Origin of the sequence: Pseudomonas sp. TWP3-2 (assembly GCF_049897765.1) — a bacterium.
GTDB lineage: Bacteria > Pseudomonadota > Gammaproteobacteria > Pseudomonadales > Pseudomonadaceae > Aquipseudomonas.
This window is the reverse complement of the sequence record NZ_JAFCWW010000003.1, coordinates 308,388-327,587: the sequence shown is the minus strand read 5'-3', so window position 1 is coordinate 327,587 and position 19,200 is coordinate 308,388. Positions and strand designations below refer to the sequence as shown.

General features: G+C 55.5%; 18 protein-coding genes. All 18 read right to left on the bottom strand.

Going from position 1 to position 19,200, the window contains the following annotated elements:
* Window positions 1-104 precede the first annotated feature (104 nt).
* Window positions 105-1,166, bottom strand: a complete 1,062-nt coding sequence (locus ACP7EE_RS06990) for a glycosyltransferase family 2 protein (RefSeq protein ID WP_426234015.1) — start codon at window positions 1,164-1,166, stop codon at window positions 105-107.
* A gap of 1 nt (window position 1,167) precedes the next feature.
* Window positions 1,168-2,388 (bottom strand): sulfotransferase family 2 domain-containing protein, encoded by a 1,221-nt coding sequence (locus tag ACP7EE_RS06985; protein WP_426234014.1) that lies wholly within the window; start codon window positions 2,386-2,388, stop codon window positions 1,168-1,170.
* A gap of 79 nt (window positions 2,389-2,467) precedes the next feature.
* Window positions 2,468-3,793 (bottom strand): ABC transporter ATP-binding protein, encoded by a 1,326-nt coding sequence (locus ACP7EE_RS06980; RefSeq protein WP_426234013.1) that lies wholly within the window; start codon window positions 3,791-3,793, stop codon window positions 2,468-2,470.
* Window positions 3,783-4,601 (bottom strand): ABC transporter permease, encoded by an 819-nt coding sequence (locus ACP7EE_RS06975; RefSeq protein ID WP_426234012.1) that lies wholly within the window; start codon window positions 4,599-4,601, stop codon window positions 3,783-3,785. Before ACP7EE_RS06975 ends, ACP7EE_RS06980 begins: the two co-directional genes overlap by 11 nt.
* Before the next feature lie 53 nt (window positions 4,602-4,654).
* Window positions 4,655-5,641, bottom strand: a complete 987-nt coding sequence (locus tag ACP7EE_RS06970; protein ID WP_426234011.1) for a glycosyltransferase family 2 protein — start codon at window positions 5,639-5,641, stop codon at window positions 4,655-4,657.
* A 178-nt stretch (window positions 5,642-5,819) separates the two neighbouring features.
* The gene (locus ACP7EE_RS06965) at window positions 5,820-6,740 is read right to left on the bottom strand and encodes a glycosyltransferase (RefSeq protein WP_426234010.1); all 921 of its coding nucleotides are present in this window, start codon (window positions 6,738-6,740) and stop codon (window positions 5,820-5,822) included.
* A gap of 56 nt (window positions 6,741-6,796) precedes the next feature.
* Window positions 6,797-7,687, bottom strand: coding sequence for a glucose-1-phosphate thymidylyltransferase RfbA (gene rfbA / locus ACP7EE_RS06960; protein WP_426234009.1), 891 nt, complete (start codon window positions 7,685-7,687; stop codon window positions 6,797-6,799).
* Window positions 7,684-8,577 carry a dTDP-4-dehydrorhamnose reductase gene (rfbD, locus tag ACP7EE_RS06955; protein ID WP_426234008.1) on the bottom strand — a complete coding sequence of 298 codons (894 nt, stop codon included), beginning with the start codon at window positions 8,575-8,577 and terminating at the stop codon, window positions 7,684-7,686. The genes rfbA and rfbD overlap by 4 nt, the downstream gene beginning before the upstream one ends.
* A complete protein-coding gene (rfbB, locus tag ACP7EE_RS06950) occupies window positions 8,574-9,650 on the bottom strand; it encodes a dTDP-glucose 4,6-dehydratase (protein ID WP_426234007.1) in 1,077 nt (358 codons plus the stop codon). The genes rfbD and rfbB overlap by 4 nt, the downstream gene beginning before the upstream one ends.
* A 230-nt stretch (window positions 9,651-9,880) precedes the next feature.
* On the bottom strand, window positions 9,881-10,120 hold the full coding sequence (locus ACP7EE_RS06945; RefSeq protein ID WP_426203101.1) for a lipopolysaccharide assembly protein LapA domain-containing protein: 240 nt from the start codon (window positions 10,118-10,120) through the stop codon (window positions 9,881-9,883).
* Window positions 10,121-10,147: 27 nt separating this feature from the next.
* Window positions 10,148-10,444: an integration host factor subunit beta gene (ihfB, locus tag ACP7EE_RS06940; protein ID WP_003189779.1), complete on the bottom strand. Its 297-nt coding sequence runs from the start codon at window positions 10,442-10,444 to the stop codon at window positions 10,148-10,150.
* A gap of 149 nt (window positions 10,445-10,593) precedes the next feature.
* A complete protein-coding gene (locus ACP7EE_RS06935; protein ID WP_420646597.1) occupies window positions 10,594-10,872 on the bottom strand; it encodes a hypothetical protein in 279 nt (92 codons plus the stop codon).
* Between the two features lie 212 nt (window positions 10,873-11,084).
* Complete coding sequence (rpsA, locus tag ACP7EE_RS06930) at window positions 11,085-12,776, bottom strand: 30S ribosomal protein S1 (protein ID WP_420646596.1); 1,692 nt, start codon at window positions 12,774-12,776, stop codon at window positions 11,085-11,087.
* Between the two features lie 119 nt (window positions 12,777-12,895).
* The gene (gene cmk / locus ACP7EE_RS06925) at window positions 12,896-13,585 is read right to left on the bottom strand and encodes a (d)CMP kinase (RefSeq protein WP_426203099.1); all 690 of its coding nucleotides are present in this window, start codon (window positions 13,583-13,585) and stop codon (window positions 12,896-12,898) included.
* Window positions 13,582-15,789 carry a bifunctional prephenate dehydrogenase/3-phosphoshikimate 1-carboxyvinyltransferase gene (locus ACP7EE_RS06920; protein ID WP_426234094.1) on the bottom strand — a complete coding sequence of 736 codons (2,208 nt, stop codon included), beginning with the start codon at window positions 15,787-15,789 and terminating at the stop codon, window positions 13,582-13,584. Before ACP7EE_RS06920 ends, cmk begins: the two co-directional genes overlap by 4 nt.
* A 28-nt stretch (window positions 15,790-15,817) precedes the next feature.
* On the bottom strand, window positions 15,818-16,930 hold the full coding sequence (gene hisC, locus ACP7EE_RS06915) for a histidinol-phosphate transaminase (RefSeq protein WP_426234006.1): 1,113 nt from the start codon (window positions 16,928-16,930) through the stop codon (window positions 15,818-15,820).
* Window positions 16,931-16,943: 13 nt separating this feature from the next.
* Entirely contained in the window at window positions 16,944-18,038 is a 1,095-nt protein-coding gene (gene pheA, locus ACP7EE_RS06910; RefSeq protein ID WP_426234005.1) for a prephenate dehydratase, read from the bottom strand.
* The gene (gene serC / locus ACP7EE_RS06905; RefSeq protein WP_426203093.1) at window positions 18,038-19,123 is read right to left on the bottom strand and encodes a 3-phosphoserine/phosphohydroxythreonine transaminase; all 1,086 of its coding nucleotides are present in this window, start codon (window positions 19,121-19,123) and stop codon (window positions 18,038-18,040) included. Before serC ends, pheA begins: the two co-directional genes overlap by 1 nt.
* Between the last annotated feature and the right edge of the window lie 77 nt (window positions 19,124-19,200).

Below are 19,200 nucleotides of genomic sequence, written 5' to 3'. Positions count from 1 at the left end.
CTTCACTTACGACAAAATCGGCGCTGCGCTCAAGTCTTTCGAACACGAAGCACCGGCCTGACCCAGACTCAACGCTTGGTCGGTTGTTGATGCAAATTGACCAATTACAACACGCGAAGCTTGCGCAACACCTTACCGGTAAAACGCCGCAGCGGATTGCTGGCAATTGGTTTGGGCGCCACAGGCGCTACAGCCGCCGGGTTGAAAAAATCTTCCTGGCCAGTGAGCGCAATGAAATCCAGATAAGTGAAGCCATGAATAGCTTCGATATCCGCGCGCTCTTCAGAGTTGTTCATCAACTCATAAAGCAGTTCGACACCGAAAAGCCGCGTGCCCGGGCAGCCGCCGATCTGAATGGCGAACATGGCTAGCAGGTATCCGCTATTGGCTCCGTTAGGAGTTACCCACCTCTCACTTTCGGGAAACGCTTCAACAATGTCAGCCAGTGACATACCAATGTAGTGTTTCTTCTGCAAGTACCATTCCAACCACATCCGGGCACGCCTGTCCGGCCGCTCTCCGCTTTCGTTGGACTGATCCGAGAAAATCCGGTGCAAGGTCAGGCGTTCCTGTACCACATGTATGTCGGCTATCTTCAGTAACCGGGTCCACATTTCAGCATCGTCTGTCTGTGCGTGAGCGCTTCTGTACAGACCGGCCTGCTCATACGCAGTACGTCTGACCAGCGCACTCGGATGGCACAGCTGGTTTTCGTTGAAAAACAGCGAGCGCAACCACGCGGTACGCGGCTTGTTCGGCTGATTGAACCATTCGACAACGAGTGGACGATTGTTTTCGTCAATACATTGAACATGCGAAAATACAGCGCCTACGCCGGGATTCGCCTCCAGCACAGATACTTGTTTCTCCAGTTTCTCCGGCTCCCAAGCATCGTCCGAGTGGTGAATAGCAATGTATTCACCGGTGCTTTGCGACTCGATAGCACGATTAATATTGTAGATATAACGACGCGTTCTATCATTCTGAATCTTTATGATTCTGGGATCATTGTAACTTTCGATAACAGCCCAAGAGCCATCCGGCGAAACATCATCAACGATGATCAGTTCCCAATCAGTAAATGTTTGATTAATGACAGACTCGATCGCCTGCCCAATAAACTTCTCGTGATTATAGGAAGTAAGTACAACTGAAACCTTCGCCACCTTACGCTCCTTTAAGCTCATTAACCTTCAGCTGATCAAGCTCAACCTTCAACTGAACAACCTCATTCCTCGACTGCTCCAACGCGAGCCTTAGAATCTGGCACTCTTCACGTTCCGCAGCTATCTGGACCTCTTGTGCATTACAACGACTATCAAGAGCGTCGAAGTGCGTTTGTTGGGCGCCACAGTGAGCCTCAAGAGCGTACACTTGGTCTTCCTTACTTTTCCCGAATGCCTTCCAGGTTTCGCACTCTTTGATTAGCCAATCCTTATCCTTCTGCAGATCGGACATCTGCTCAATTGAGGATTGCCGCATTTCACCCATGCGCTGATGCCGGCCGCGCAGCAGTTCGATACCTTTGAGCGCCACCGTCAACTGGTCTTGGGTGAATCGCTCCTTCGCGGGCGGAATGACTCTTGAGTAACCATACTCCTCGAAATCTTGGGAATACAGGTCCTCTATCAGCTCTTTGGATCGCGAGCTGATGAACTCCGGAAGGTAGGGGATCATGCTTTCGTTTGCTTTTGTCATCGTAAAAGGACTTACATAAGCATCGGCAAGATGAACCCGCAGCGCTGCGTCAAGCGCTGACGTATCTTCTATCTTTGAAATGACACTGTAGGAAAACAGATCAGGTCGAAGCAAATCATACTGTGGAGTCCAATGACAATCCTTGAACCCATCCCGCTCATAGGCATGGATGTATTCCAGGAAACTCTCGAATGCACCAGCTACATCGGACATGAGTTCAATCGGATATTCGACGAAATCCTGCCCTTGATAAGGACCAATCTGCAAAGGCTCGCGCAAAAGTATTTTAGATTGCCAAGCGGAAAAGATCCGCTTGTAGGGGTTCCTCACTAACGCGAAGCTGAAATACCCGTCTTCCTCGATCTGTACCAACCGCTCGGGTGTACTGACAAACAGATCCGGAGCAACGCTCAGCAACGTGTCATGAATAGCCAGTTCTGGATCGGTTTCGGAACTGCTTTTTTGCTCCTGAACAGCCTGTGCAACACCTTCGAGTTCCGCGAACCACCACTTTAATGATGTACAGGCTACCTTCGGTGTAGCCACATAGAACAACTTTCGCCGGTCCGATGCGCAGCTATTCCAGGAAAAATAGTCCAACAAACGCTGCTTATCACTGCTCGTCATTACTTTCTTCTCAATCTCATTGATTTTCATGCGAAGGAATATTGTTCCGACATGCAACGGCATGTCTGATCCGACGCCCGGCCTTTTTGAGTCTCGCTCGTGCAAGGCATCGGCACATCCCCTAGCAGATCAAAAAATTATTTCAGAACAGTTCCAAAGCTGGCTCATTGATGGAGGCGTCCATATAACCGAAGGATCTCGCCCCCTGATCCGATACCACCCGGAACATCAGCGCGTCCAGGATCCGGTGGCACAAGGTAGGTTCGCTCTCCGACCACACACCGCCGCCGACGAAGTATACCCCCGGAAGCATCACCATCTTGATGCTGAAAGCGATTCTGAACTCGCGCGAATCACCCTCGCAGTCGAAATATTTACCCTCGTCGGGATAGCGCTGACCTGTCACGACCACCCCCGAAACAGTTCGGACATGCATCGCCAGAAATATTCGCGAGACCGCTTCAGTGAGTATGCCTCGCATGACGATATCGTATTCGCCACCGGCCTTCAGGACGTTACAGCGCCGTCCTTCCTTGTCGAATATCTCGAAAGAATCAATTCGGGCACCCTGTTCCGGATACACCGTAGTCGATTCGGGCACCATCCCGGCGTCGAAGTACTGGTCTTGCGGTGAAGCATCCTGAGAAGCCTCGACCTGTTCAGTTTCAATTACAACTTTGTCTGTTCCAATATTCCTGAATTCTTCAATCAGGCGAGGCTGCTCTTCGACGGGGGCGTAGATCAGCTTCTGATAGGCACGCACCACTTCCATCGGCGACCCTGTGCAGATGCGCTCGCCGCGCTCCATCAAAATTGCCCGGTCACAAAGCTCGACGACCTGAGGCCCCGAGTGGGATACAAACAGAATCGAAGTGCCTTTGGCCTTTAACTCATCCAGCCTGGCGAAGCACTTGCGCTGAAAACGTTCATCCCCGACAGCCAGGGCCTCATCGACGATCAGGATGTCAGGGTCAACCATCGCCTGAACGGCAAATGCGAGGCGCACAATCATACCGCTCGAGTACGTCTTGGTCGGTTGATGAATGAACTCGCCAATATCGGCAAAAGCGGCAATGTCGTCATAGCGCGCGTCCACCTCCTCTCGGCTCAAGCCAAGAATTGCCGCATTCATATAGACGTTTTCATGCCCGGTGAACTCTGGATTGAATCCCGATCCCAGTTCAAGCAGAGCACCGATTCGCCCCATGGTCTGAACATCACCCATGCTTTGATTGAGCGTGCCGCAAATGACCTGGAGGAGCGTCGACTTGCCACTACCGTTACGACCAACGATGCCTACGGTCTCGCCCTTCCTGATATCGAACGAGACATCCTTGAGCGCCCAGAACTCGCGAAAATATTGTTTGCGCTGACCGGCGAACATTTGCAAGAGGCGGTCACGGGGCTTGTCATAAATGTGATAGCACTTGCTGACATTCTGAAGATTGATTGCGATTTCAGATGACATCGGCGAACCCCTTTCTAGTCTTCTGGAAAAAGGCGAACCCCAGGTAAGCCACTGCAATAGCAATGCATGCATACACGCCGAGCGCCTGCCAGTCCGGCTGATGCCCGAAAAACAATACAGCCCTTACATTTTCCACGACGACGGTAAGAGGATTGAGTACCAAGAGACCTCGATACTCCTCCGGCACAGCGGTTGCAGGATAAAAAATCGGCGCGAGAAACATCAGGCCGCTCGTCACCAGACCAATGAAATGTGCAACATCTCGCAAGTAGACACCTATCGAGGCAAGCCCCCAGGAAAGACCAAGGATGACCAGCAGCAGAGGCGCGATGACCAGCGGCAAGTAAAACACCGTAACCGGCGGCACGCCAAAAAATACAAAGTATGCCAACAACCAGACGACCAAGCTGACCAACGCATGAAACAAGGAGGACCCTGCTATCACACAGGGCAATATTTCCAGCGGAAACACCACCTTTTTGACGTAATTGGCATTTGAAATGATCAGATTGGGCGCTCTGGTTACGCACTCTGAAAAGAGGTTGAAAACCATCAGCCCCGCAAACAGAATCAATGCAAACTCCGATTTGGAATCACCGGCCCCTGTCCAACGGGAATTGAAAATGAAGCTGAAAACGAATGTATAGATGGAGAGCATCACGATCGGATTGAAAAACGACCAGAGGATCCCCATGAAGGAGCCTCGGTACCGACCGATAACCTCCCGCTTGATCAACGCAACTATAAGCGCTCGATTGCGCCAGACGCTGGAAAACATGACGCCAGGCGCCGCTGAAAACTTCTGCATTAACCTGCAACCTCAAAAAAACTCATATTCATTCCATTTGAAAGCGTTCATTGTCAAATTCCTTTGAAAATGATCGCGACTGCAAGACCCAGATTTCCGAGAAGCGTCTGGCGATATACACCCGAGCGCCATATTCCCGCCACTCGACCTGCCACGCCTCGATTGCGAGCTTGCGCGAAGCGGCGAAGCACCTCGCGATTCTCCTCCGCCAGAAGGCGCTCTACGGTTTCCAGGTCGCTGATATTGCGATCGATCCAATGCCTCAAACGCCCCTGAAACAACTTACGAATGCGCGTCAGGGCCGCTTTGAAGCCCGCGTTGGCGCCAATCGAGTTCGCTTGATGCTGACGATAGAAAAGATGCGGTTCTTGATCGAAATAAAACTGCCCGCCGACCCCGGTGACAAGCAAGTAAGCCCACCAATCATGAGCTACGACGCCCAGAGTCGGGCCGGCCCGAAGTAATTCACGCGCGGCGCGATTAAACACCATCGTGTTTCCGGCGGCGACATTCTGAACCAGAGCATTGGAAAAACTGAAAATGCCGCGATACCCGGGAGTCATCCCTACGTCGACACCGCCCTCATCGACCACTGTCGTTCGGGAAGCATATAGCGCAGGAATATCCGTGGGCACTTGACGCAACCAACTCAACGCAGCGCTCAACTTATCCGCCGCCCAGATATCATCCTGGTCTGACCAGGCGTAAAAATCCGCACTGATGCTTTCCAGGCAAGTAACCGACATAAAGTTATTTGCAAACCCCGATCGCGGACCGGCAAGCAGCGTGACTCGCTCTCCCCCTACGCGCGCTTGAAAGGAACTGAGAATATCCACGGTAGAATCCGTTGATCCATCATCGGAGACGAACAACTGCCAACGCGTATGGTCCTGTCGCTCGATAGATGCCAATTGCTCGGAGAGAAACCGCTCACCGTTGAAAGAGCACATCAATATAGCGACCGACGCGTCCCGTTCCGCCGCTTCGACAGCATCAGTCAGGCGGAAGTTCGCGGAATCCGCTGATAATGGGCTTGACACTATATGCTCCACTGCAATTAAACGTCGGCCGAGAGCTTGAAGAACTATTCCAGTGCTTCGGTCGTACCGGCTTGATTCGCTCCCTTCACAAGACGGGGGGGATTATAGAGAACTTTCATCCCCGGTTGTTAGGCTTCGAACGTGCCGGGCAGAATCGCAATGCCCACTCCAGTCTCGATCAGGGCTTCCTTCCAATAGCAGCCGTCAGACAGCAAACGAAAAAGAACAGATACTTGTCCCGAAGCCGACGACGGCACTGCCCGCCTCGTACCGAAAGCAACAGTAAATCGCGCCGCCTCAAATTCAACCAACCCCTGACAAATGGAGCGTTACCTGCACCGACGAGTAAAGCGATTGTCCTGACTTGCTTGAACCACCACCCTTCATGAATGGTGACGTAGCGCTGGAACAGCGAGGAAATTCCGGTATTGGCACCCACCTGATTACTTTCGTGCTGCCGATAGAGCATGCTTGGGCGCGAATCAATGTACCAATGAAAGCCATGACTACGAGCGAACGCATAGCAATACCAGTCATGCAGAGTGACTTGCTGCACCTGCTCCCAATCATGACTAACCTGCTGGCGCAGCGACTGGGCAAGTACCGAACTCAGCACATACGTGCAGCCGGGTCCCGCCGCCTCGAACAAAAAGTCCCAGGCAACTTGAGGCTGGCTCTTGTCGAGCAGAACTTTCCTGCCGTCTGGCCAAAAGGCTGTGACATTACTCGAATAAGCATCAACACCCAGCGAGTCGATCATTTGAGTGGCACGCAGCAGCTTGTCGGACTGCCAGATATCATCTTGATCTGCGAAGGCCACAGCATCGTAACCAGTCAGATCAACATCGCGGATCAAACGAAAAAAGTTCCGTGCCGCACCACCGAAACGCCCGGCTGGAGGCAGGAGCACAACGCGATCGTCGCCAGCGCCGAGGGCCTCGCACCAGACCTCGGTGCCGTCATCGGACGGGTCAACGCTGATATGAATAGTGACATCGACGGACCGCTGGCCGAGGATCGAGGCTACCTGCTCCTCGATCCACTGCATGCCATTGTAGGCAGCCAGCAAAACCGCAATCTTGGGATGTTTTACTGGCATGCCATTCCTGCTAGCGGCGGTGGAACTCACCGAGTGTAAACGCTGTAGCCTTCGAATCAGCGAGAAGGCGAGTCCAGCAACTTTTGCAGATACTGACCATAACCGGTTTTCTTCAAGGCATGCGCTTGAGAAGCGAGTTGCTCGGCGGTGATCCAGCCATTGTTGTAGGCAATTTCTTCCAGGCATGCCACTTTCAAGCCTTGGCGCTGCTCGATTGTGTGTACAAAATGACTGGCCTCCAGCAGCGAGTCATGAGTACCGGTGTCCAGCCATGCGAAGCCACGACCAAGCATTTCTACATTAAGCGACTTCTGATTGAGGTAGGCGCTATTTACATCGGTGATTTCCAGTTCGCCCCGTTCGGACGGCTTGATGTTCTTGGCAATTTCAACAACCTGATTGTCGTAGAAATACAGCCCGGTAACGGCATAGTTGGACTTTGGCTTAAGTGGCTTTTCTTCGATGCTCAAGGCACGGCCGGTAGAGTCGAACTCGACCACACCGAAACGCTCTGGATCGGAGACGTGGTAGCCAAACACGGTGGCGCCATGTTGTTGCGAGCTGGCGGATCGCAGATTGTCCGAAAAGTGCTGACCGTAGAAGATGTTGTCTCCCAGAATCAGGCAGCAAGGATCCTTGCCAATGAACTCTTCACCAATGATGAACGCCTGCGCCAATCCGTCCGGCGTCGGCTGTTCGGCATAGGTAAGCTTGATGCCGTACAAACTGCCGTCACCGAGCAATTTACGGAAGCATGGAAGGTCTTCAGGGGTGGAAATAATCAGTATTTCACGCATGCCAGCTAGCATGAGTACCGACAGCGGATAGAAAATCATTGGCTTGTCGTAAATCGGCAACATCTGCTTGGAAACACCAAGAGTAAGAGGGTGCAGACGAGTGCCCGAGCCGCCAGCGAGGATGATGCCTTTACGATTTGTCGTGGTCATTTGTTCAGAACTTCCCTAAGCATTCGAGTTACACCACTTTGCCAATCCGGCAAGTGTAGAGAAAAATTGTCGCGCAGCTTCTGAGTATTCAAACGTGAATTCTGAGGGCGACGCGCGGGGGTTGGGTAGGCAACTGCCTCTATCGGATTGATTGCCACAACAGCTAGCTTTTCGCCACTAGCTTCGGCAAAACCAAGTACATGGCTAGCATAACCGTGCCAGGAAACCTCACCACTTGCAGCAAGGTGGTACACGCCCGCAAGCTCCGGCCGAAGCAATGCCTGCTGCAACGCTAGTCCAGTGACATCTGCAATCAGTTCGGCTCCTGTAGGCGCTCCCACCTGGTCAGCGATGACATTCAACTCCTGGCGCTCCCTTGCCAGACGCAGCATGGTCATGGCGAAGTTCTGGCCGCGAGCTGCATAAACCCAGCTGGTACGAAAAATCAGGTGCTTACAACCTGAAGCCTGGATCGCTTGCTCTCCAGCCAACTTGCTTTCGCCGTAGCGATTCAACGGAGCAGCAGTGTCGGTTTCCCGCCAAGGGGTTTGGCCATGACCGTCGAAGACATAGTCGCTCGAATAGTGAATCAGCCAAGCGCCCAAACGCGCGGCTTGTTCTGCCATCACTTGGGTCGCCAAACCATTGACTCGCAGCGCCAGCTCGGATTCCGACTCGGCTTTGTCGACTGCATTGTAAGCAGCCGCATTGACGATTACGTCTGGCTGAACCCGGGCAATGGTTTCACGCAAGACCGATAGATCAGCCAGATCGCCACACAAACCGTTCACAGTGTGCCGATCCAACGCGACCAACTCTCCAAGCGGAGCAAGGGAGCGTTGTAACTCCCACCCCACCTGACCGTTTTTACCCAGCAGCAGAATCCTCATGCCTTGTTCGAGCGATCTGCGTAGTTCTGATCAATCCACTGCTGATAGCTACCGCTTTTGACGTGCTCTACCCATTCAGTGTTGGTTAGGTACCACTCGACGGTTTTGCGAATACCAGTCTCAAAGGTTTCCTCCGGCGTCCAGCCCAGCTCACGCTGGATTTTGCTCGCGTCGATTGCATAGCGCTGGTCATGGCCCGGACGATCCTGAACATAAGTGATCAGGCTGGCATGCGGACGGTGAGCAGAATCCGGACGCAGTTCATCAAGCAAGGCGCACAGTGTGTGCACGACTTCGATGTTTTGCTTCTCGTTGTGGCCACCGATGTTGTAGGTCTCGCCGATGACGCCCTCGGTTACGACTTTGTACAACGCACGAGCGTGATCTTCGACATACAGCCAGTCACGAACCTGATTGCCTTTGCCATAGACCGGCAGCGGCTTGCCTTCCAGCGCATTGAGAATGATCAGCGGGATCAACTTCTCAGGGAAGTGGCAAGGGCCATAGTTGTTCGAGCAGTTCGTCACCAGAGTTGGCAGACCGTAGGTACGAGCCCACGCGCGAACCAGATGATCGGAACTTGCCTTGCTGGCCGAGTATGGCGAGCTTGGCTGATAAGGCGTGGTTTCGGTGAAGAGATCTTCCGGACCTTCAAGGTCGCCGTAAACTTCGTCAGTCGAAATATGGTGAAAGCGGAAAGCAGCTTTGCGGGTGTCATCCAGCGCCGACCAGTACTGGCGGGCTGCTTCCAGCAGAGTGTAAGTACCGATGATATTGGTCTGGATAAACTCGGACGGACCAGTGATCGAGCGATCGACATGCGATTCTGCGGCCAGGTGCATGATTGCATCCGGTTGGTGCTCACGCAGGACACGGTCGACTTGGTCACGATCACAGATGTCAACGCGCTCAAATACGTAGCGTGAATCACCGCTGACTTCGGCTAGCGACTCAAGGTTACCAGCATACGTCAGCTTATCGACGTTGATGACTGCGTCGGAAGTATTGGAGATGATGTGACGGATCACTGCGGAACCGATAAACCCGGCGCCGCCGGTTACTAGAATTTTCACGCGAAACCATACCCTTGAGTTGCTGACAGGGCCGTCGAGCGAGCGCTGTCTAATCCATGAATGCAAAAGCCATCATTTCAGCTGTGGCTTCTGACGATGTCAGTCTGAACCGATATGGAAATCTGCCAGTATCGGATAAGCGCAGCATTTTACAGCTTAATGAACGTTTTACTAATGGATATAGACAAGCAGTGGCCAAAGTCTGGATCGCGGTTTGCTTTACGCCGATGTCAGACCAGGCGCTTGCGGTTAGCTCTGGACGTACGCCCCAGGAACCAGCCAAGAACCGGTCCGATCAACATACCGATCAGCAACGCCAGCACGAGAACCACTGACACCGGAAGTTGCGGCCCCGCCCAACCAAGAAACAGCAATGAAACCGATTGCTGGTTCTCCAGAACGAAGGCGAGCACTGCCATTACCAGCACGAGAATAAGCACGGCCAACAGGATGCGTTTTAGATTACGCATGCGCAGTCCCTTTGAGTACGGTAACAATCAAACCCCCTCCTCCTCTTCTTCGTTGACCCGATCTCGCAGTTCCTTTCCAGGCTTGAAATGCGGAACGAACTTGCCGTCCAGACTGACGGACTGACCGGTTTTCGGATTGCGACCTACGCGCGGCGCGCGATAGTGCAGGGAGAAGCTGCCAAACCCACGGATCTCGATGCGATCGCCGGTGGCCAGACATTGGGACATTTGTTCAAGCATGGTCTTGATGGCCAACTCCACATCCTTGGATGAGAGCAGCCCTTGATGGGTGACAATTCGTTCGATCAACTCCGACTTCGTCATATTTTTCCCTTCTTTTTCAAGCAGCTAGATCAGCGCTTGAAAGGTTTTAGCACGCCCGGAAGAATTTGAACAGCCCAGGGATTGACATATCTTCTTCGTCGTCGGAGCGCACTTTTTCAGGGCGGCACAACGTTTGGATATTTGCCCTTTCAACGACAAATCACCAACATGTTGCGCGTGAGATAACCGGCCGGATTGAAACCAAATGGAAAATCATCCTCCTCCTTGGCGTCATCGGATCGCACTACGACCTTGTAACCTGCCCCTTTGCATTCTTTCGCGGCACGCTTCTGGCATTTTTCCCAGCCAGAGCCCAAACCTGAACAGTCGACTTCGATACCACTTACACCACGCACCGCATGGGTTTTGGCGCTGGTGGTACACCCTGCCAACAGCATGACTGCGATCAGAACTATAAACTTGTTCATTCACTTCCTTATGCCAGGCGCACTGCCCGACTACTGCGATCTTCAGCCTAAGCCTAGTCGCGAATAGACATTTGTTCCGACTAAAGAACAGACAGTCCGGCGAAGTGATTGGTTTCATTCACAATCCAGGCAAGCCATCCATGGCACAAACACCAAATCGCAGGCACAAAAAAGGGCGACCGAAGTCGCCCTTTTTACAGCCCAATCAGAACTTAGTTCTGTTTGGCCGCCATTGCCTGGCGCAGAAGGCCAGCCATGGTGGTGTCAGCTGCGCCTTCAGCTTCCGGAGCTTGTTTCAGGCTCTGGATAGCTTCTTTCTCTTCAGCATCATCTTTCGACTTGATGGAGAGTTGGATTACGCGGCTCTTGCGATCAACGCTGATGATCTTGGCTTCTACTTCCTGGCCTTCTTTCAGAACGTTGCGCGCGTCTTCAACGCGGTCACGGCTGATTTCGGAGGCTTTCAGAGTCGCTTCGATATCGTCGGCCAGAACGATGATGGCGCCTTTGGCGTCAACTTCTTTCACGGTGCCAGTAACGATTGCGCCTTTGTCGTTAACCGAGACGTACTCGGAGAACGGATCGCTTTCCAGTTGCTTGATACCCAGGGAGATACGCTCGCGCTCTGGGTCAACCGACAGGATAACGGTGTCCAGCTCGTCGCCCTTCTTGAAGCGGCGAACGGCTTCTTCGCCCACTTCGTTCCAGGAGATGTCGGACAGGTGAACCAGACCGTCGATGCCGCCGTCCAGACCAATGAAGATACCGAAATCGGTGATCGACTTGATGGTGCCGGAGATTTTATCGCCCTTGTTGAACTGGCCAGAGAAATCTTCCCACGGGTTAGATTTGCACTGCTTGATGCCCAGGGAGATACGACGACGCTCTTCGTCGATGTCCAGAACCATAACTTCCACTTCGTCGCCGACTTGTACGACTTTCGAAGGGTGGATGTTCTTGTTGGTCCAGTCCATTTCCGAAACGTGTACCAGACCTTCAACGCCTTCTTCCAGCTCAGCGAAGCAGCCGTAGTCGGTCAGGTTGGTTACACGAGCGGTAACGCGAGTGCTTTCTGGGTAACGGGCTTTGATAGCAACCCATGGATCTTCGCCCAGTTGCTTCAGGCCCAGGGAAACACGATTGCGTTCGCGATCGTACTTCAGAACCTTAACGTCGATTTCGTCGCCAACATTAACGATCTCGGAAGGATGCTTGATGCGCTTCCAGGCCATGTCGGTGATGTGCAGCAGGCCGTCCACGCCACCCAGATCGACGAATGCGCCGTAATCGGTGAGGTTTTTGACGATACCTTTGACTTGCTGGCCTTCCTGCAGGGATTCCAGCAGAGCTTCACGCTCGGCGGAGTTCTCGGCTTCCAGGACACTGCGACGGGAAACGACAACGTTGTTGCGCTTCTGGTCCAGCTTGATGACCTTGAATTCCAGCTCTTTGCCTTCCAGGTGCGTGGTGTCGCGCACTGGACGGACGTCAACCAGGGAACCTGGCAGGAACGCACGGATGCCGTTAACGTCGACAGTGAAGCCGCCTTTAACCTTACCGTTGATAACGCCCTTGACCACTTCCTCAGCTGCGAAGGCTGCTTCCAGAACGATCCAGCACTCAGCGCGCTTGGCTTTCTCACGGGACAGCTTGGTTTCACCAAAGCCATCTTCAACCGAGTCCAGAGCAACGTGAACTTCGTCACCGACATTGATAGTCAGATCGCCAGCATCGTTGTAGAACTGTTCCAGCGGGATCAGAGCTTCAGACTTCAGACCAGCGTGAACGGTTACCCAGCGAGCCTGGTAATCGATATCAACGATAACACCGGTGATGATGGAGCCTGCCTGAAGGTTCAGGGTTTTTAGGCTTTCTTCAAAGAGTTCCGCAAAGCTTTCGCTCATTTTAATTCCTGAGTATAAGGGCGAAGAATACGCCCATCTCCACATCCCAGACGACGTGGGTTACGTTCATTTAAAGAAGCAGCGCAGGACTATGACTGGTCCCCTGCGTCGCTTCTTGGTCACCCGGCGATATCGCGGATTGCGATCTCGCTCATGATGCGTGCAAGCACCTGATCGATGGACAACTCCGTGGAATCCAGCTGTATGGCATCAGCCGCCGGCTTGAGCGGGGCTACTGCGCGCTGGGTATCACGCTCATCGCGTGCACGGATCTCATCTAGCAGACTCGACAGACTAACACCCTCGACTTTGCCCTTCAACTGCAAATATCGGCGGCGCGCTCGCTCCTCGGCACTGGCGGTGAGGAAAATCTTCAGCGGCGCACCTGGAAAAACCACGGTACCCATGTCACGACCATCCGCCACCAGGCCCGGCGCTTCCTGAAAAGCACGCTGACGCTGCAGCAGCGCCTCGCGCACAGCGGGCAATGCAGCCACTTGCGAGGCCCCCGAACCGACGGTCTCGGTGCGGATCACATCGCTGACCTCATCACCTTCCAGAATGATCCGCTGCAGTTGACCTTCGGTCGCCGCGATGAACTGAACATCCAGATGAGCGGCAAGTTTTTTCAGCAGCTCTTCATTGGTCAGATCGACACCATGGTTATGCGCAGCGAATGCCAGCAGGCGATACAGCGCACCGGAATCCAGCAGATTCCAGCCCAGACGCTTGGCCAGAATTCCGGCTATCGTGCCTTTGCCCGAACCGCTTGGCCCATCGATGGTGATGACCGGTGCAATGTTGTTCACGACTGAGCCTCTTGTGCCACACGAATGCCGACCTGCGCGCACAGCGCGAGGAAGTTCGGGAACGACGTCGCGACGTTGGCACAATCATGGATGCGGATCGGCGCAGTGGCGCGCAGCGAAGCCACGCTGAATGCCATGGCAATCCGGTGATCGCCGTGACCATGCACTTCACCGCCGCCGATCTGCCCGCCATCAATAATGATGCCGTCCGGAGTCGGCTCGCACTTGACACCCAGCGCCAGCAAACCGTCGGCCATGACCTGGATGCGATCCGATTCCTTGACCCGCAGCTCTTCGGCGCCAGTCAAAACGGTACGGCCCTCGGCGCAAGCAGCCGCCACGAACAGCACCGGGAATTCGTCGATAGCCAGCGGAACCAGTGCTTCCGGGATTTCGATACCTTTGAGTTTAGCTGCCCGCACGCGCAGGTCGGCTACCGGCTCGCCGCCGACTTCACGCTGGTTTTCCAGCGTGATATCTGCACCCATCAGACGCAGGATGTCGATCACACCAGTACGGGTCGGATTGATGCCGACATGCTCCAGTACCAGCTCTGAACCCTCGGCAATCGATGCCGCCACAAGGAAGAACGCCGACGAAGAGATATCGCCCGGTACTTCGATGTGGGTTGCGGTCAGCTTGCTACCGGACTCGACCGAGGCCGTCGCGCCATCGACGCTGACCGGGTAGCCGAAGCCGCGCAGCATGCGCTCGGTGTGATCGCGAGTGGGTGCAGGCTCGGTGACGGTGGTTTTGCCTTCGGCGTACAGACCGGCGAGCAGCAGGCAGGATTTCACCTGGGCACTGGCCATCGGCATGGTGTAGGTCAGGCCTTTGAGCTTGTGACCACCGCGAATGACCATCGGCGGACGACCTTCGGCGGCGGTCTCGATCACTGCGCCCATTTCGCGCAGCGGATTGGCCACGCGATTCATCGGACGCTTGGACAGCGAAGCATCGCCGGTCAAAGTGCTGTCGAAGTTCTGCGCGGCCAACAGACCGGAGAGCAGACGCATCGACGTGCCGGAGTTGCCCAGATAGATCGGGCCCGGCGCAGGCTTCAGACCATGCAGGCCGACACCGTGAATGGTCACGCGGCCGTGGTGCGGGCCTTCGATGACCACGCCCATGTCGCGGAACGCCTGCAAGGTTGCCAGAGCGTCTTCGCCCTCGAGGAAACCTTCGACTTCTGTGACGCCCTCAGCGAGGGAACCAAGCATGATCGAACGGTGGGAAATCGATTTGTCACCCGGTACGCGAATCCGACCGGAGAGGCGTCCACCAGGTTGAGCCAGGAAAATCAGATCGTTGGAATTCATAGCGTCCACATAGGCCCGGCGGGCCAGGATTTTACTGAAATGCTCGCGGGCAACCCGGGCGCGCGTGAAGACGCCCAACAATTGGTGCCCATCCCCTGCATCGACCGCGTCGCGCAAGGCGTCGAGATCGCTGCGAAATGTATCAAGTGTGCGCAGAACAGCCTCGCGGTTGGCGAGAAAGATGTCGTGCCACATGACCGGGTCGCTTCCGGCGATTCTTGTGAAATCGCGAAAACCGCCCGCAGCGTACCGGAAGATCTCAAGGTTTTCATTGCGCTTGGCCAACGAATCGACCAGACCGAATGCCAGCAGGTGCGGCAAATGACTGGTCGCAGCCAGCACTTCGTCGTGACGCTCGACCTGCATGTGCTCGACATCGGCACCCAGTTCGCGCCACAAGCGATCTACCACTGCCAGTGCCTGCGGATCGGTTTGCGCCAGCGGCGTGAGGATCACTTTGTGCCGACGGAACAGCTCGGAATTGGAAGCTTCCACCCCGCTCTGCTCGGAGCCGGCAATCGGATGCCCCGGCACGAAGCGCGCCGGCATGCCGCCGAACGCTTCAGTTGCTGCGCGCACCACATTGCCCTTGGCGCTGCCGACGTCAGTCAGAATCGCCTGCCCCAGTTCCATGCTCGCCAACCGCGCCAGCACTTTCTCCATGGCCAGGATCGGCACCGCCAGTTGAATCACGTCCGCGCCCTGGCAAGCAGCCACCAGATCTTCTTCGCAACGGTCAACCACACCCAACTCGACCGCCAGCTTGCGCGATTGCGGATCGAGATCGACGCCGACCACTTCGCGGCACACGCCGCTTTCACGCAAGCCTTTGGCAAACGAACCACCGATCAATCCCAGACCGACCACTACAAGGCGACCGATCATAGGTGCAGCAGATTGCAGTGCAGTGACATCAACCACGGGCCAGAACCTTGCGCAGCGCTTCAAGGAAGCGGCTGTTTTCCGCTGGCAGACCAATGGTCACTCGCAGGTGGTTCGGCATGCCGTAGTTGGCCACCGGACGCACGATTACGCCTTCGCGCAGCAAACCCTCAAACACCGGGGCTGCGACCTGAGCGAGATCGACGCAGATGAAATTGCCTTTGGATTCGATCCAGCCCAGCCCCAACTCACGGAAACCCGCTTGCAATTGCTGCATGCCGGCTTCGTTGAGCGCACGGCTTTGCGCCAGATATTCCTCGTCCTTCAACGCCGCACACGCCGCAGCCAGAGCCAGGCTGTTGACGTTGAATGGCTGGCGAACACGGTTCAATACGTCCGCCACCACCGGGGTGGACAAACCGTAACCAACGCGCAGCGCTGCCAGACCGTAGGCCTTGGAGAAAGTGCGCGAGACCAGCAGGTTCGGATAGGCCGCGAGGAAATCCAGACCGTCCGGCAGATCGCTGCCTTCGGCGTATTCGATATAGGCCTCATCGAGCACTACCAACACATGCTCAGGCACGTCTTGCAGGAAATCGTCCAGCGCTTCAGCGCCGAACCAGGTGCCGGTCGGGTTGTTCGGGTTGGCGATGAACACCACGCGGGTGTTGGCGTCGATAGCCGCCAGCATCGCCGGTAGGTCATGCCCCCAATCCTTGGCCGGAACCACTTTGGCCTGCGCGCCGACAGCTTGCGTGGCGATCGGATAGACCGCAAACGCGTGCTCGCTGAACACCGCATTCAGACCCGGCGCCAGGTAGGCACGCGCGACCAACTCGAGAATGTCGTTAGAGCCATTGCCCAGCGTCACTTGATTGAGCTCGACGCGGCACTGTTCGGCCAGCAATGACTTCAGCGCGAAGCCATTGCCGTCCGGATAACGGGTCAGCTCGGCCAACTCATTACGGATCGCCTCAAGCACCTTCGGGCTCGCGCCCAGCGGATTTTCGTTACTCGCCAGTTTGACGATGCTCGCCGGATCCAGATCCAGCTCGCGCGCCAGTTCGTCCACAGGCTTGCCCGGAACGTATGGCGAAAGTTGTTGCACGCCCGGCTGTGCCAGAGCGAGGAAGTTGCCACTCATTTGCTACTGCCCCTTAGAGAACTGCTTTCGGGTAAGAACCCAGCACTTTGAGTGCGACTGCTTCCTGACTGATCTTCTCCAGCACACCCTTGATCAGCGGATCACGGTGGTGGCCGACGAAATCGATGAAGAACACATAAGTCCACTTGCCGCTGCGCGACGGACGGGTTTCGATCCGGGTCAGGTCGATGCCGTTTTCATGGAACGGCACCAGCAGCTCATGCAGCGCACCGGGCTTGTTGCTCATGGAGACGATGATCGAGGTCTTGTCGTCGCCAGTCGGCGGCACTTCCTGGTTACCGATCATCAGGAAGCGCGTCGAGTTGTCCGGGCGATCTTCGATCTTCTCGGCCAGACGCGTCAGGCCATACAGACCGGCCGCCATGTCGCCGGCAATCGCCGCCGAATTCCACTCACCCTTGACCCGCTTGGCCGCTTCGGCGTTGCTCGAAACCGCCACGCGCTCGACATTCGGGTAATGCGCGTCCAGCCACTTGCGGCACTGGGCCAGCGACTGCGCGTGGGAGTAGATACGGCTGATGCTGTCGGTCTTGGTGTTCTCGCCAACCAACAGGTGATGGTGGATGCGCAGCTCGACTTCGCCGCAGATCACCATGTCGTGCTCGAGGAAGCTGTCGAGGGTGTGGTTGACCGCGCCTTCGGTGGAGTTCTCCACCGGCACCACGCCGAAATTCACCGCACCGGCAGCGACTTCACGGAACACTTCATCGATCGCTGCCATCGGCTTGCTGATCACCGCGTGACCGAAGTGCTTCATGGCCGCCGCTTGCGTGAAGGTGCCTTCCGGGCCGAGATACGCCACTTTCAGCGGCTGCTCCAGCGCCAGGCACGAGGACATGATTTCGCGGAACAACCGCGCCATTTCTTCGTTGCCCAGCGGCCCCTGATTGCGCTCCATCACTCGCTTGAGCACCTGAGCTTCACGCTCGGGGCGATAGAACACCGGCACTTCGCCTTCGGCCAGCGAGGCCATTTTTACGCGCGCGACTTCCTGGGCGCAGCGCGCGCGCTCACTGATCAGCTCCATGACCTTGGTGTCCAGAGCGTCAATGCGTACGCGCAGCGCCTTGAGTTCTTGCTCAGACATTAGCCGTGTTCCTTCTCGAACTCTGCCATGTACGCCACCAGCGCGTTGACGGCGTTGATGTCGACGGCGTTATAGATGGAGGCGCGCATGCCGCCCACGGAGCGATGGCCCTTGAGGTTGAGCAGACCGCGCTCTTCGGCACCGACCAGAAACGGCTTGTCCAGACGATCGTCAGCCAGACGGAACGGCACGTTCATCCACGAGCGATCCGACTTGTTGATCGGGTTGCTGTAGAGACCGCTGGCGTCGATGAAGTCATACAGCGTGCGCTGCTTGACTTCGTTGAGCTTGCCGATGGCTTCTACGCCACCCTGCTCTTTCAGCCACTGGAACACCAGACCGGACAGATACCAGGCCAGGGTCGGAGGCGTGTTGTACATCGAGCCGTTATCCGCTGCGACTTTATAGTCGAGCATGGTCGGGCAGAACGAGCGCGCCTTGCCCAGGAGATCTTCGCGGATGATGTTGACGACGATGCCGCTCGGGCCGATGTTCTTCTGCGCGCCGGCGTAGATCATGCCGAAACGCGAGATATCCACCGGACGCGAGAGAATGTCGGAAGACATGTCGGCCACCAGCGGTACATCACCGGTTTCCGGGATCCACTGGAATTCCAGACCGCCGATGGTTTCGTTCGGCGCGTAGTGAACGTAGGCCGCGTCTTTCGACAGGCTCCATTCATTCTGGCCGGGAATAGCGAAATAGTCGTAAGGCTTGGAGGTAGCAGCCACATTGACGTGACCGTAGCGCGAAGCTTCTTCGATAGCTTTCTGCGACCAGATACCGGTGTCGATGTAGTCGGCGCTGGCGCCTTCAGGCAACAGGTTCAGCGGGATCTGCGCAAATTGCTGGCTGGCGCCACCTTGCAGAAACAGCACTTTGTAGTTCGAAGGGATATCCAGCAGGTCACGCAGATCCTGCTCGGCCTGGGTCGCAATGGACACGAACTCATCGCTGCGATGGCTCATTTCCATGACCGACAGGCCTTTGCCGTGCCAGTCAAGCAATTCGCCCTGGGCGCGTTTGAGGACAGCTTCGGGAAGCGCCGCGGGACCGGCACAGAAGTTATAGGCTCGCTTGCTCACATCCAATCTCGCTCTGATCTGTTGGTAATCAACGCTGCTTCAAACAATTCATACGGGACAAACAACAAGGGGGCGAA

Bases quoted from the DNA above. Each gene is read 5' to 3' on its own strand.
- rfbA (WP_426234009.1), bottom strand. From the start codon at position 7,687: ATGACCACGACAAATCGTAAAGGCATCATCCTCGCTGGCGGCTCGGGC.
- ACP7EE_RS06935 (WP_420646597.1), bottom strand. From the start codon at position 10,872: ATGAACAAGTTTATAGTTCTGATCGCAGTCATGCTGTTGGCAGGGTGT.
- ACP7EE_RS06980 (WP_426234013.1), bottom strand. From the start codon at position 3,793: ATGTCATCTGAAATCGCAATCAATCTTCAGAATGTCAGCAAGTGCTAT.
- rfbD (WP_426234008.1), bottom strand. From the start codon at position 8,577: ATGAGGATTCTGCTGCTGGGTAAAAACGGTCAGGTGGGGTGGGAGTTA.
- rpsA (WP_420646596.1), bottom strand. From the start codon at position 12,776: ATGAGCGAAAGCTTTGCGGAACTCTTTGAAGAAAGCCTAAAAACCCTG.
- ihfB (WP_003189779.1), bottom strand. From the start codon at position 10,444: ATGACGAAGTCGGAGTTGATCGAACGAATTGTCACCCATCAAGGGCTG.
- ACP7EE_RS06920 (WP_426234094.1), bottom strand. From the start codon at position 15,789: ATGATCGGTCGCCTTGTAGTGGTCGGTCTGGGATTGATCGGTGGTTCG.
- ACP7EE_RS06975 (WP_426234012.1), bottom strand. From the start codon at position 4,601: ATGCAGAAGTTTTCAGCGGCGCCTGGCGTCATGTTTTCCAGCGTCTGG.
- ACP7EE_RS06985 (WP_426234014.1), bottom strand. From the start codon at position 2,388: ATGCCGTTGCATGTCGGAACAATATTCCTTCGCATGAAAATCAATGAG.
- pheA (WP_426234005.1), bottom strand. From the start codon at position 18,038: ATGTCTGAGCAAGAACTCAAGGCGCTGCGCGTACGCATTGACGCTCTG.
- ACP7EE_RS06945 (WP_426203101.1), bottom strand. From the start codon at position 10,120: ATGCGTAATCTAAAACGCATCCTGTTGGCCGTGCTTATTCTCGTGCTG.
- ACP7EE_RS06965 (WP_426234010.1), bottom strand. From the start codon at position 6,740: ATGCCAGTAAAACATCCCAAGATTGCGGTTTTGCTGGCTGCCTACAAT.
- hisC (WP_426234006.1), bottom strand. From the start codon at position 16,930: ATGAGTGGCAACTTCCTCGCTCTGGCACAGCCGGGCGTGCAACAACTT.